A 12,811-nucleotide genomic window follows, 5' to 3' on the forward strand; every position below is an offset into this window, starting at 1 on the left:
CCGGTGGAATATTTTATTATTCAAAGGAATTATTTTGAGTGAAGATGAATTTGTTTTTTGTGTAGGCTATGATTGTTCAAAGGCAATAGTAGATAGGCAGCTTTTAAGAGAAAACAAAGGTAAGAGTGTTAAGGAGCTTTTTGAACTTGGGCTTTTTAGAAGTGCCTTTAGCAAAGCTCTTTATAGAAATGACGATGTTCTGATTAATTATTTAATTGAAGAGTATAATAAAATAAGCAATTCTAATTATACCAAAAAAGCCGACTTTAAGCTTTTATTTGGAGTAATTTATCCTGATGATATTAATAAGATAAAAGTGACATATATATAGTAAAGGAGGTTTTGTGTTTTTATTGCAAGAATTCAGCAGCAATGGTAGCTTTTTGCGAAGTTTGTTAGTTTTTGTGCCTGTTATTGCTATATTTTGGTTTTTAGTGATATCTCCTCAGCGTAAGGAAGAAAAAAATAAAAAAGAAATGATAAAAAATCTAAAAAAAGGCGATAAGGTGTTAACAATAGGTGGAATTTTGGGAGTTGTGAAAAAATTAGGCGATACGGATGTTGTTTTAGAATTAAGTCCAAATATCGAAGCAGTATTTGTAAAAAACTCTATTGATAAAGTTTTGTCTGAAAAAAATGAAGTTAAAAAGGTATTATAATTTAAAGTAAAATTAGAACTGGTAGCTAAGAATGGTATTTGTTAAAAATTTTAAGGATTTATATAATGAAAAAAGGATCTAAGCTTATATTAATACTATTGGTGACGTTGTTTGCGTGTCTTTTAATATTCCCGACTTTAAAGTGGTATTTTTTAATGAGCATTGAGGATAAAAAAATAAGCTCATATTCACAAGAAGCTTTAAGGGATTATTCAAAGAAAAAAGCTTTGAATGATCTTGTTAAGCTTAAAGAGCTATATAATAAAGATCCCAATAGCAGTATTCCAACTAGTCTCGCATATTTAATCCCAATAGCAAAAAATAATTACAAGTCTTCAATGAAAATTCCACCCAATACTTTTACTGCTAAAACCTTGCGTGAAGGGTTTTTGACTGATTCTGATATGGGAGAAGTAAGTTTAGAGATCTATAGGCATTATGAGAATATAAAGAAGAGTAAAAGCAGAATAATACATCTCGGGCTTGATTTGTCTGGAGGGATGAGTGTTACCATTTCTCTTGATTATTCAAGTGTTGAAAAAAAATTAGGCCGTTCTTTAACCTTTGCTGAGAGAGAGGACGCTATTTACCGTATAATGCAAATTCTTAAGGATAGAGTAGATAGGTTTGGGCTTACAGAGCCTAAAATTGCAAGAGAGGCCGGAGGAAATAAAATTTTCTTAGATATTCCTGGGGAAAGAGATGAGAGTAGAGTAAGCACTCTTTTGAGTGGAAAAGGCAGTTTAGTTTTTTATGTGGTTGATGAAGAGTCAACATCGCTTTTACATGAAAAAATATTAGAATCGGGTTCTCTTTTTTCTATTGATGAAATTCAGGCAAATATGAATCTTCCGGATAGTAAGCAAATTTTTCCTTGGTATGTTAAAGATTCTTATGGGGTGGATGATGAGACATCAGTTCGTTATTATGTAGTAGATTTAAGTCCTGAAAATTCATTTGATGGTGCTCACATTAAAGATGCTGGGGTTTCTAATGATCCTAGAACAGGTCGAGACACTGTTGTTTTTAACCTCGATGTTGATGGAAGTGAAAAATTTTTTAAATTTACTCAAAAAAATGTTGGAAAATCTTTGGCCGTTGTTATGGAAGGTAAAATTAAGTCTGTGGCAGGAATTGGGTATGCTATTACTGGTGGTAGTGTTTCAATTCAAGGCGACTCTTTTGATAAAAAAGAGGCCCTAGATCTTGCTTTAGTGTTTAAAACCGCAGCTTTTCCAGTTGAGATTAAAATAGATGATTTGAGAATAGTAGGACCTACTCTTGGTGCTAGGACTATTGATCTTGGTATTAAAGCTTCTGCGCTTGCCCTTTGTTTAGTTTTTTTGTTTATGTGTGTTTATTATGGTTTGAGCGGTTTTGTAGCTGGGTTTTCACTTGTTATTTATAATGTATTTTTAATTTTAGCAATATTGTCGGCTTTTAATTTTACTTTAACTTTAACAAGTATTGCAGGTCTTATTTTGACAATGGGTATGGCCGTGGATATAAATATAGTTATTTATGAGAGAATTAAAGAAGAAATTAGAGAAGGCAGAAAATTTGAAAATGCTTTTGAAGATGGTTTTAAAAAAGCCTTTTTATCTATTATGGATGCAAATATAACAACATTTATTGCTGTGCTTTTCTTAACTCTTCTTGGCACAGGAGTTATTCAAGGTTTTGCATGGTCTCTTTCTGTCGGAATTGTAGCATCTCTTTTTAGTAGTTTGATTTTTTCAAGATTTATTTTGGAATTTATCATATCTGTTAGAAAAAGCAAATTTATAAGTATATCTTGGAGTTCAAAATATGCAAAAAGTAATTAATTTTTCAAAATATGGAAGTAGTGTTTTATCAGTTAGTGTTATTTTAATTTTAATTGGACTTATTTATACTTTTTTTTATCATGGTGGATACAATTGGGGAATAGATTTTTCTTCTAGAGTTAATATTAATCTTTCAATAGAAAAATCAAATATTAAAGAAGATGAGATTAAAAGAATATTTTCTCCAATTTATAAGAGTTTAGATGTCAATAGCATTTTTTCACTAAATGAGAATAAAAGTGAATTCTCTATTATGGTAAAGTCAGATATTATTGATTATGCTTTTAAAACAGAAGTTCAAAAAACAATAATAGATGAACTTAAAAAAACATTTAATGCTAATGTTGAAGTTTTGGACTCTTATTTTATTGATTCAAGTTTTTCTTCTACTTTAAGAAGTAAGTCAATATTTTTAGTATTGGGAACGTTTACCCTAATGTTGATTTATATAACTTTAAGGTTTAAGCTAAGTTATGCCATTGCTTCTATTCTCTCAATATTTCATGATATATTTTTTATAGTTGCTTTTTTAGGGGTATTTCGAATAGAGATTAATAGTTATATTGTTGTGGCAATATTAACTATTATTGGGTATTCTTTAAACGACACAATAATTATTTTTGACAGGATTAGGGATAATGTTAAGCGATTAACCGATAATGCGTTTTTAAATGTATTAAATATAAGCATTAGTCAAACTTTATCAAGAACTATTTTGACATCAGTTACAACATTTGTTGCAGTATTCTCTATTTATGTGTTTACTGAAGGATCTATAAAAGACTTTTCTTTGGTATTTATGGTAGGAGTAATTGTTGGAACTTATTCCTCTGTGTTCATAGCGTCTCCAATACTTTTAAATTTGTATAAAAAAATAAAGTAGATTTTAAATAAGATGATGTTGTGGCATGAAGTTTTTTGATTTTGGTTCATTAGGATTTTATAGATTTTTTGATTTTCAAAAATATCTTAATTTTAGCATTTTTAGATATAGTTTAATAAATTATTATTCTTATCGAGAACAGTCAAGCCTTATTAACGATGCTAATTTACTTAAAGATAAACTTGTGTTTTTAGATAAGATTTATAGGGATTTTAATCCTAGTATTAGTAAATCTTGGGATGCTAATAAAGCTATTTTTTTAGATACTTTGCTTATTATTAAAAATTTGATAAGGAAATATCATCCTAATTCCGAATTTTTAGATGTTAATGAAGATGAATTATTGGAAGATGTTTCTCATTTTAATAAATTTTTAGATAAACTTAAATATTTAAATTTTAGAGTAGATCTTAAACAAAAAATTGAAAATTTTGAAAAAAAAAGTAAAGCCCCATTTTCTTGCATAAGAATTGCTACATTCTTTATTCAAGAAGAATTTTTAGATCGACTTAGTAATTCATTAGATTTTTTCTCCAATGAGGCCAATAGTAATAATTTAGATGTAATTAATAAAGAAATTAATGATTATTATGAAAAAGTAGAGCAAATTAAAAAAAGCAATAATATTAAAGAAACTCATAAAAAAATTATTATAGACCACACAAAAGATAGAATCGACAAGATTATGAAAGATCATAGTCTTGATATTTCTAAGCTGCTTATAAAAATTGCCTTGCTTGAGATTACAATTCAATGTTTTGATAGCTGTTATTTAAATTTATTAGAAATTTTACAAATTCTTTTATCTATTAACAATATAATTGAGATCGGTTTAAACGAATTACCAGATGCTATTTTTAATGAGTGGAATGAACTTATTTATTTGCGAAGAAAAGAGTTTCAAAAATTTGTATTAATCTCTGACTATGTTTTTCAGAAAAGAATCGTATCTACTATAAATTCTGGAAATTGGAAATTTGCCTTTTTTACTCTTGCCCCTAGACAAGGAGATGTTTTTCAATTTTCAGTCGATATTGCTAAGAATTTTGACAATATTGAGGATGGAATCAAAGAATATGAGTCTAAAATAAATAAATTTAATGAATATAGGTCGGGCTGGGAAGCAAATTTAAAAAATTTTGGTCATTTATTTTCAGAAACACTTTAACTGTATATCTCTTTTAATCTTTCGTAAATAGTTTTTACTTCATTATTTATTATTTTGGGGATTTTTACTATTAAAGTGACTTTAAGATCTCTTTTTGAGCTGTTTCCAATTATGGGCATTCCCAATCCTTTTAGGTTTAAAATTTCTCCATTTTTGGCATCCGGAGGAATTTTAAGTTTTATTTTTTTTCCTTCAATTGTTTCAAATAGTTTTTCGCAACCCAGGGCTATTTCCCATGGGTAAACTTCTATTTCTGTTTCTAAAGTTTTTCCATTCAGTTTGAAGTTTTTATAGCTTGATATATTAAATTTAACTATTAAGTTTCCCTTTATTCCAGAAATTGGATTAATAGGTCCTTTGTTGTTTATTTTTATTTTAGTTGTTTCTAATGTCCCTTTTGGGATTATTATCTCGATTTTTTTGTTGTTTATAATTATTATTTTTTTACTTCCCATGTAAGCATCATAAAGTGAAATATTTAGAGTTATTTCTCTGTCTGTTGTTTTTTTTCTTGAAGACACACTAAAGATTCTGGAAAAAAAATCTAAATCTTCAAAATCGCTAAATCTAGCGCTACTGAATTCTCTTTCAAAATTATTGCTATTGACATTGAAATTAGTGCTACCCAAAGAGTCGTAATTTCTTTTTTTATCAGGAGAAGATAAAACCTCATAAGCCTCATTTATTTCTTTAAACTTTTCTTCAGCTATTTTGTTTCCCTTGTTTTTATCCGGGTGATATTTTATTGCCAATTTTTTGTAAGCTTTTTTAATTTCTTCATTACTAGCGTTTTTTTGTATTTCCAGTATATTGTAGTAGTCTTTGGTCATTAAAAAATCTCCTCCAAATTTCCTTTATTTATTATATTTTTTAAATATATTTTATTATTTGTACTTTATATATGTTATAATTAAATTTAAATTTTTAAAAGACCAATTATGAGAGTAGATCTTTTTCCTTTGATTGAGCTGAGTCTTTATATTAATATTTCGTTTTGTTGTAAAGATCTTAGCATTTTTAATAGAATTTTAGAGGAATTAAAATATCATTTAAGATTGTTGGGTCATCCAATTATAAAAACACTTTATATTAAACATATAGATTTTTGTTTATGCAGGCAGGACACTTTAAAATTTATTTTTAAATCTTTGTCTAAATGTATTAATTTGGTTTTATTAGAAGAATTTACTTTAGAAATTATTCCAGGTTATGTTGATTTTGAAAAATTCAAACTTTTGTATGAATTTTGTATTACCCGAATTAATCTTAGTATTCAAAGTTTTTCTTTAAAATTTAGAAAGATTATGGGGGTTTCTGAAATTTCTTATGACAAAATGAATATTCTAATTAATGATATTAGAAAGTTTCCTTTTGATTTAAATATTGATATGACTATCAATATGCCTTTGCAAAAAAAGTTTCATCTCAAGTGTGATTTGAAAGAGTTGCTTTCATATAAGCCTGAGCATATTTGTTTTAGTGAATTTCTATATGAAGAGGAAGATCTTGATTTAAGGGATCTTGATCAGGGTATTTTTTCGGAAAAGCTTTGGTTTTATGCTTTAGAGTATTTAGAATCGAATGGCTACATTAATTATGAAATTACTAATTTTATGTTAAAAGGACATGAGAGTGAGTACAATAAGCTAAATTGGGAGTTAAAACCGTATTTAGGATTGGGATTGAATGCTGTAAGTTTACTTTTTTGTAATGACAAGAATAATAATCTAAGAGCTTTAATTAGAAAAGATAGTGGATTTATTAAAGCAAATAATCGTTTAGTAACTTTTGAATTATTAGAGGATTTAGAGTTTTTTGTTTATCATTTTATTCAAGGACTTGGGACTGTTCAAGGTGTTAATTTGCGGGCTCTTAGGCTTAGATTTGAGTACAATGAAAAACAATTTTTGCAGTTTATTAATTATTGCTCAACTTTAAGTAGAAAGTTTGTTTTTGATAATGACATTATGTTGTTAAAAGGGCGTGAAAGGTTTAAGTTAGATTTTTACTTAGTAAAAATTATAAATTATTTTAATGATAACTTTTTTAAAGTGAAGCTTAGGCTTCCTTAACTTGTTTGTCTTGGTAATAAACTATTTTTGTGTTTTTATGATTAAATATTCCAATCTCAAGTATGCCCGGAAATAGTTTAAAATATTTTTCTGTTCCTTCGGGATTTTCTATGTGCATTTTTACATCTAAAATATAATTATTGTTATCGGTTATAATGGGACCTTTTTTTTCATTGCAAGTTCTTAAAGTTGTGTCCAAGTCCATTTCTTCAAGTCTAGTCATAATAAATCCAACAGCACTTTGGGCAACTTCTATGGGAATAGGCGTTTTTGTTCCCAATTTTTTTACGATTTTTGTTTCATCTGCTATTATTAGGAATATTTCTGAGTTGTAAGCTATTACTTTTTCCATTAGATGTGCACCCCCCATTCCTTTTATTAAGCTTTTTTTTTCTAGTAAAATTTCATCAGCTCCATCAATTGCAATGTCTAGATTTTTGTTAAGTTTTGAAAAATTTGATTCATAAGGAATTTGTTCTTTTGAGAGTAAATATTTTGTATGGCTACTTGTTGTGTAGAATTTTAAATTTTTTAAGTTGCCCGATTTTATCTTTTCGCTTAAATATTTGATTGCATAATAAATAGTTGTACCTGTTCCGATTCCAAGGTTCATATTGCTTTTTATGTAATGATCAATTGCATATTTTGCTACCAAAATTTTTTGATTTTCCACAAATTTTTTACCTGCTTGAATGAGTTTAAATCTTAATTTATTTTAAAGTATATCATTATTTAATTAAAGTTAAAATCTTGACTAGATTTTGTACTAATTTATAATTATTAGTATTAGTAAATAAAATAATATGCTAGGAGATTTTATGTATAAGTTAGTTTTAGTGAGACACGGAGAGAGTGAGTGGAATAAAGAAAATCTTTTTACTGGTTGGACAGATGTTAAACTTTCCGATAAAGGTATTGATGAGGCTGTAGAGGCGGGGTTACTTCTAAAGCAAGAAGGCTATTCTTTTGATATTGCTTTTAGTTCTTTATTGTCAAGAGCTAATGATACTTTAAATATTATTTTGCGAGAACTGGGTCAATCTTATATTATTGTAAAAAAAACCTGGAGATTAAATGAGAGGCACTATGGAGCTTTACAAGGTTTAAATAAGTCGGAAACAGCTGTAAAATATGGGGAAGATAAAGTTCTAATTTGGAGACGCAGCTATGATGTGCCCCCAATGTCTTTAGATGAGTCTGACGATCGCCACCCAATAAAAGATCCAAGATATAAATATATCCCTAAAAGGGAACTGCCTTCAACAGAGTGTCTTAGAGATACTGTTGCAAGAGTTATTCCTTATTGGACTGACGAGATTTCAAAAGAAGTTCTTAGTGGCAATAAAGTTATTGTTGCTGCTCATGGTAATTCTTTAAGAGCTCTTGTTAAATATCTTGATAATTTAAGTGAAGAAGATATTTTAAAGCTTAACATTCCTACGGGTATTCCTTTGGTTTATGAATTAGATAAAGATTTAAACCCTATTAAACATTACTATTTGGGCGATGAAAGCAGAATTAAAATGGCAATGGAGTCTGTTGCTAGTCAAGGAAGGTTAAAGTAGTAGTCTATTGGTATTAAAAGTGTTAATAAGTCATATAATTATGACTTATTTTTTTATTTGAAGGTTTAAATATATTTACTTACAATCTTTTCGAAACGATCAATGCCAATTATTTTGATAAATCCAGCTAACTTAGGTCCTTTTTCTTTGTCAATTAAAATTTTATAAATTTGCTTAAAAAACAAAGCGGGTTCTATATTATTTTCTCTTGAAATTTTATATATTTCATTTTGAATGTCTTGTTCTGTAGCAACTTCAAAATTTTTTTTTAAAAAATCTAAAAGTTCATTAATTGCTTTTTTAGTATTTTCTTTTAGCATTTCTATGCTATCAAATTCAGACCTTAATGAAAATTTGAAATCTTCGGGCGCAAAATCTCTTATCCAGTTAATTGCGCATTTTATTTTATTAATTAGTTTATCTTTTTGATCTTCTTGAACGTTTTTCAAGTAATTTATAATTTTATTTATATTATTTTCAAATATTTGACAGATTACGCTTAAATGCCTAAATCCAATTTGATAAGGCATTCTTTCGCTTGGCATGTATGGTTGAGACAGCTCATAAATTCTTTTAAATGCTCTTTTTTTTTCTTCTTTTATATCTTCTAGTCCGTAGTAGATTCTCTCAAATTTGTCGTAATCTTCGTATATTTTAATTACGTCAAGATCAAATGAGATCGAAAATTCGGCATTTGGTTTTGTAGCGGCAAATAAAAATCTTGTAACCTCGGGTGTATAGATCTCAAGAACATCTTTAAGCGATATGACATCTCCCGATGAGGATGATATTTTCCCACCACGTCCTTTTATTGAAATAAAGTCGTATTGAAACGTTACAGGGGGACTGCCTTTAAAAATTTTTACAATATTTTTGGATGTATCAAAACTGCCTCCACTGCTATGGTGATCTTTTCCTGCAGGCTCAAAGTCAACTTCTTCATATTTCCATCTCATAGGCCAATCTATTCTCCAGAGAAGTTTAATGGCCCATGTAGTTCTTATGTCTAGAGATTCTTGATTTCTGCATTCACATGTATACTCAATAGAGTAATTATTGTCATAATTATTTACAGTTGTTGTGTCTCTATTGCATTTTGTACAAAATATACTGATTGGATACCAATTGTCTTCAAGCTTTGAAGTTCTGTATTCGTTTAATGCCTTAGAGAGTTCTTTTTTATGATCAAGTGCAAATTTTATTTGACTTGCATAAACGCTGTTTGTATATTGTTTACTTTGGTCAATGAATTCAGGATTGATTCCAACTACAGGCAGATATTTTTCGAATTCAATTTCATTAGCTCTTGCGTAACTTGTTTTATGGCTTCTTGTGTCGGGAACTCTTGTTATCGCTTGTCTTAAATAAGTTGTAAGAAGTTCTTGCTCTGGCATATTTTTGGGAACTTTTCGAAATACGTCGTAATTATCCCAAGAATAAATAAATCTTACTTTTGATCCAGAGTCTTTCAATGCTCTTGCTACCAGGTCTACTGAAATAACTTCTCTAAAATTTCCAATATGCACAGTTCCAGATGGAGTAATTCCCGATGCTACTGTGTATAAGCTTTTCGGACCTTTTTCTTTTTTTATTTTTTCTGCATAAAAATCTGCCCAATGCGCTGTTTTCACATTTTATTCCTAATTTAAATTTTAGCATTTTATTTTTTAAGTTTCAAGAATTTAGAAAATTGTCTTTAAATATTAATTTATAAGTCTTTTTATTAGTTTATCTTCTTTGTTCCAATTTTTTTTAAGTTTTACCTGTAGAAATAGGTTGCATTTTGTTTCAAAAATTTTTGAAATTGTTTTTCTTGCTTTTTCCCCTATTGATTTTATTTCTTTCCCATTTTTTCCTACAATTATTCCTTTTTGACTTTCATTAGCTACAAAAATATTTGCCCTGATGAAAAGACCCCTTTTTTTATTTTCTAAGGTATCAATATCTACATACAAAGAATAGGGAAGTTCTTCTTTTAGGTTTTCAATAGCTTTTTCTCTTATTATTTCACTAATTCTAAAATTTATATTTTGATCGGTGTAGTATTCTTGTGGATAGTAAAGTGGGCCTTCTGAAAAATTTTCATAAATTTTATTCTTTAATTCTTCTATGTTAATTTTTTTTTCAGCTGATATTTTAATTATGTTGTTATCTTTTATTCCTTTTTCTTTTAGAAATTGTGTTATTTCTTTTATTTTTGTATTTTCAAGATCTATCTTATTAAGTAGTGCTAAAAATTTAATTTTGGAGTTTTTAACAATTTCTAGCATCTTATTTTCTTCTTCTCCAGGCTTGTCTTGAATGTCTATTATATATAGAATAAGCTCAACTTCTTCTATTGAAGAGTGTATGTTTCTCATCATTGCAATATTAAACTTTTTTTTACTCAAATGAAATCCTGGTGTGTCTATAAAGATAATTTGTCCTCTTTCGTCTGTAAAGATCCCTTTGATTTTATTTCTAGTTGTTTGTGGAATAGGGGATATGATTGATATTTTATGTCCACATATTGAATTTAAAAGTGTAGATTTTCCAGTTGATGGTCTACCTAGTATTGCTACAAATCCCGATTTCATGTTTTAGCATTCCTTAAATATGTAATATTCATATATTTTTTATTATAATTAATTATATAGTATTTTAGATACTTTATTTTTAAGTAAAATTTGAGGAATTTTCGTTTGGCAAAGGTAAATTTTGAAGTTTTTTGTGAACAATGTGGTGAAAAAGTTGGACTTAATAGGTCTATTTGTCCCAACTGTGCTGCCAAGCTTGGTGATATTGAATGCCCAAATTGTAGACATGTGGGACCAGTTTCTGCTTTTGGAGAGGGTTGTCCTAATTGCCATTACAGTCCTTTCCAAGAGCTTAAAGAAAAACCTTTTAAAAGAAAAGAAAGGTCAAGAATGATAAGTAATAGGGTAGTTTCTAAAGTTTTTGTAAGACTTTTTCATTTTGGGATTAATGTTAATATTTTGCTTTATTTATTTTCAAGCTTTCTATTTGTTATACTCTTTCTTTATATTGTTTATGGCTAAAGGCTTTGTATGGATATTACAGTTTTTTATTTATTTTCTATTTTTACATCTTTTGTTATGGGCTCCAGCATGGAGTCTGTTAAGGACAATATTCTAAAAAGTACTATTTTTTATTATGATGTTGAAGAAGTTGAATTCCCTTATGCTAGAAAACATACTTTACAATTTGTTGCTAAAACTCATTTAAAATATGCTGTTTTTAATTTTGACAAAAATAAAATGTTTTCCTATACTTTTGTTTTTGATAAAAAATTAATATCTCAGTATTCAATTTTTCTTGAGGTAAAGAAAAAGTTTGGCGAGGCAACACTTGTAACGCCTTTGAATTATTTATGGGATCTTGGTGATTCTATTATCGTTTTAAATAAAAATATTTTAAGAATGACTTTAAAATCTTATATTGCAAATCATAATAAGTAATTTTAAATAAGGTTGATAATTGGAAAAAATTTTAAAACGGTTTTTATGTTTAGCTTTTTTTATATCTTTTTTGTCTTTTGCTAATCATTTTTATGATAAAGCAGTTGTGATAAATGGGGCAAAGTTTTTTGTAAAAATAGCATTTAATGAATTTGATAGGGCAAAAGGCTATATGGGTACCGAAAAGGTTGAATATGGAAATGGAATGCTTTTTGTTTTTAAAAAAGAGCAAAATTTATCTTTTTGGATGGAAAATACACCTTTGTTGCTTGAAATAGCCTATATTGATTCAAATGGAATTATTAAAGAGATTTATGATTTAGAGCCGTACTCTAGGGCAAATGTTAATTCTCTTTATAAAGCAAAGTATGCTCTTGAGCTTCCACGAGGCTCATTTTCTAAATTTCAAATAAAAATAGGGGATAAGGTGCATTTTTGCTTCGATATTAATTCTTTTCCAGTAGAATAATTTTGAAATTATTGGGCTTTGATTTCTTGAAGTTCTTCTTCTATTTGATCTTCTTTGAGCTTATTATTAGATTCTTTTGTTGAATTTATTTCTTGCTCTAAAGTATGCTGTTCAGTTGATTTATTTGTATTATTATTTGCCTTATTATTATTATTAATGTTTTCGTTGTTTGTTATTATTTTTTTGAAAATACTTATTGTTGAGGTGATCTCGTCAATTACATCAAGCAAAAGTGTTTCGCTTGCAAACTCTTCTGCTTTTACAATGTATACCAAAGAGTTAATCCCTCTTTCTGCATTATGAATAATCTCCCATGATCCAAATACCCTGTTATTATAGCTGTCGCTCATAAGAGACTCAGATATTTCTTTAATTTTTTGAGTATTAACATCAAACACTTTGACAATTCCAAATATTTCTCTTATTTTTGAATTTTTATATGAGTTTAATCTTGATCTAATGATTATTTCTTCTCTTTCGTTATTGTTTATGTCTTTAAATGCTACAAAGTCATTTTCCGGGTCTATTTTATATTCAATTTTGTTTTTATCTAAAAATTTTTTAATTCTCTTGTCATACTGTATATTCTTGTGATTGCAAGAAATAAGTGTAAAAATAATAATAATTATGCTATAGAATAATGTATTAATATTGATTATTCTTGCAAATAACATTGTATTATTTGACATATGATTATTATAATTTAAATGC

The 12,811-nt window shown here is 27.9% G+C and carries 15 protein-coding genes; 10 read left to right on the plus strand and 5 right to left on the minus strand.

Annotated elements, in window-relative coordinates; all coding sequences use genetic code 11:
- Window positions 1–34 precede the first annotated feature (34 nt).
- The 5 genes from DB723_RS03275 (at window position 35) to DB723_RS03295 (ending at window position 4,536) form a co-directional block, all read left to right on the plus strand.
- Window positions 35–331: a hypothetical protein gene (locus tag DB723_RS03275; RefSeq protein WP_151552533.1), complete on the plus strand. Its 297-nt coding sequence runs from the start codon at window positions 35–37 to the stop codon at window positions 329–331.
- Window positions 324–659, plus strand: coding sequence for a preprotein translocase subunit YajC (gene yajC / locus DB723_RS03280; protein ID WP_151552535.1), 336 nt, complete (start codon window positions 324–326; stop codon window positions 657–659). Before DB723_RS03275 ends, yajC begins: the two co-directional genes overlap by 8 nt.
- A 65-nt stretch (window positions 660–724) precedes the next feature.
- On the plus strand, window positions 725–2,485 hold the full coding sequence (secD, locus tag DB723_RS03285) for a protein translocase subunit SecD (protein ID WP_151552537.1): 1,761 nt from the start codon (window positions 725–727) through the stop codon (window positions 2,483–2,485).
- Window positions 2,469–3,368 carry a protein translocase subunit SecF gene (secF, locus tag DB723_RS03290; protein WP_151552539.1) on the plus strand — a complete coding sequence of 300 codons (900 nt, stop codon included), beginning with the start codon at window positions 2,469–2,471 and terminating at the stop codon, window positions 3,366–3,368. The genes secD and secF overlap by 17 nt, the downstream gene beginning before the upstream one ends.
- A gap of 25 nt (window positions 3,369–3,393) precedes the next feature.
- Window positions 3,394–4,536, plus strand: coding sequence for a hypothetical protein (locus DB723_RS03295; protein WP_151552541.1), 1,143 nt, complete (start codon window positions 3,394–3,396; stop codon window positions 4,534–4,536).
- Here DB723_RS03295 and DB723_RS03300 read toward each other — a convergent pair.
- Complete coding sequence (locus tag DB723_RS03300) at window positions 4,533–5,366, minus strand: DnaJ domain-containing protein (protein WP_151552543.1); 834 nt, start codon at window positions 5,364–5,366, stop codon at window positions 4,533–4,535. The two genes, DB723_RS03295 and DB723_RS03300, sit on opposite strands and share 4 nt — an antisense overlap.
- A 108-nt stretch (window positions 5,367–5,474) precedes the next feature.
- Here DB723_RS03300 and psgB point away from each other — a divergent pair, with 108 nt between their 5' ends.
- On the plus strand, window positions 5,475–6,608 hold the full coding sequence (psgB, locus tag DB723_RS03305) for a HemN-related non-iron pseudo-SAM protein PsgB (protein ID WP_151552545.1): 1,134 nt from the start codon (window positions 5,475–5,477) through the stop codon (window positions 6,606–6,608).
- On the opposite strand, the gene rpiA is transcribed toward psgB, so the two are convergent.
- Window positions 6,595–7,281, minus strand: a complete 687-nt coding sequence (gene rpiA, locus DB723_RS03310; RefSeq protein WP_151552547.1) for a ribose 5-phosphate isomerase A — start codon at window positions 7,279–7,281, stop codon at window positions 6,595–6,597. The genes psgB and rpiA overlap by 14 nt on opposite strands.
- A 145-nt stretch (window positions 7,282–7,426) precedes the next feature.
- On the opposite strand from rpiA, the gene gpmA reads away from it, so the two are divergent.
- The gene (gene gpmA / locus DB723_RS03315) at window positions 7,427–8,173 is read left to right on the plus strand and encodes a 2,3-diphosphoglycerate-dependent phosphoglycerate mutase (RefSeq protein WP_151552549.1); all 747 of its coding nucleotides are present in this window, start codon (window positions 7,427–7,429) and stop codon (window positions 8,171–8,173) included.
- Window positions 8,174–8,238: 65 nt separating this feature from the next.
- On the opposite strand, the gene lysS is transcribed toward gpmA, so the two are convergent.
- Both lysS and era read right to left on the minus strand, forming a co-directional pair.
- The gene (gene lysS, locus DB723_RS03320; RefSeq protein ID WP_151552551.1) at window positions 8,239–9,804 is read right to left on the minus strand and encodes a lysine--tRNA ligase; all 1,566 of its coding nucleotides are present in this window, start codon (window positions 9,802–9,804) and stop codon (window positions 8,239–8,241) included.
- A 72-nt stretch (window positions 9,805–9,876) separates the two neighbouring features.
- Window positions 9,877–10,749, minus strand: a complete 873-nt coding sequence (gene era, locus DB723_RS03325; protein ID WP_151552553.1) for a GTPase Era — start codon at window positions 10,747–10,749, stop codon at window positions 9,877–9,879.
- Between the two features lie 105 nt (window positions 10,750–10,854).
- Here era and DB723_RS03330 point away from each other — a divergent pair, with 105 nt between their 5' ends.
- Genes DB723_RS03330 through DB723_RS03340 form a run of 3 tightly spaced genes read left to right on the plus strand, consistent with a single transcriptional unit; the run spans window position 10,855 to window position 12,100 of the window.
- Window positions 10,855–11,211 carry a hypothetical protein gene (locus DB723_RS03330; protein WP_151552555.1) on the plus strand — a complete coding sequence of 119 codons (357 nt, stop codon included), beginning with the start codon at window positions 10,855–10,857 and terminating at the stop codon, window positions 11,209–11,211.
- Between the two features lie 9 nt (window positions 11,212–11,220).
- Complete coding sequence (locus tag DB723_RS03335) at window positions 11,221–11,631, plus strand: hypothetical protein (RefSeq protein WP_151552557.1); 411 nt, start codon at window positions 11,221–11,223, stop codon at window positions 11,629–11,631.
- A 19-nt stretch (window positions 11,632–11,650) separates the two neighbouring features.
- The gene (locus DB723_RS03340) at window positions 11,651–12,100 is read left to right on the plus strand and encodes a DUF192 domain-containing protein (RefSeq protein ID WP_151552559.1); all 450 of its coding nucleotides are present in this window, start codon (window positions 11,651–11,653) and stop codon (window positions 12,098–12,100) included.
- A gap of 8 nt (window positions 12,101–12,108) precedes the next feature.
- On the opposite strand, the gene DB723_RS03345 is transcribed toward DB723_RS03340, so the two are convergent.
- Window positions 12,109–12,774, minus strand: coding sequence for a hypothetical protein (locus tag DB723_RS03345; RefSeq protein ID WP_151552954.1), 666 nt, complete (start codon window positions 12,772–12,774; stop codon window positions 12,109–12,111).
- Window positions 12,775–12,811: the final 37 nt, after the last annotated feature.

This window comes from Borrelia maritima, from assembly GCF_008931845.1.
Taxonomy (GTDB): domain Bacteria; phylum Spirochaetota; class Spirochaetia; order Borreliales; family Borreliaceae; genus Borreliella; species Borreliella maritima.

Bases quoted from the DNA above. Each gene is read 5' to 3' on its own strand.
- secD (WP_151552537.1), top strand. From the start codon at position 725: ATGAAAAAAGGATCTAAGCTTATATTAATACTATTGGTGACGTTGTTT.
- secF (WP_151552539.1), top strand. From the start codon at position 2,469: ATGCAAAAAGTAATTAATTTTTCAAAATATGGAAGTAGTGTTTTATCA.
- DB723_RS03295 (WP_151552541.1), top strand. From the start codon at position 3,394: ATGAAGTTTTTTGATTTTGGTTCATTAGGATTTTATAGATTTTTTGAT.
- DB723_RS03300 (WP_151552543.1), bottom strand. From the start codon at position 5,366: ATGACCAAAGACTACTACAATATACTGGAAATACAAAAAAACGCTAGT.
- psgB (WP_151552545.1), top strand. From the start codon at position 5,475: ATGAGAGTAGATCTTTTTCCTTTGATTGAGCTGAGTCTTTATATTAAT.
- gpmA (WP_151552549.1), top strand. From the start codon at position 7,427: ATGTATAAGTTAGTTTTAGTGAGACACGGAGAGAGTGAGTGGAATAAA.
- era (WP_151552553.1), bottom strand. From the start codon at position 10,749: ATGAAATCGGGATTTGTAGCAATACTAGGTAGACCATCAACTGGAAAA.
- DB723_RS03335 (WP_151552557.1), top strand. From the start codon at position 11,221: ATGGATATTACAGTTTTTTATTTATTTTCTATTTTTACATCTTTTGTT.
- DB723_RS03345 (WP_151552954.1), bottom strand. From the start codon at position 12,774: ATGTTATTTGCAAGAATAATCAATATTAATACATTATTCTATAGCATA.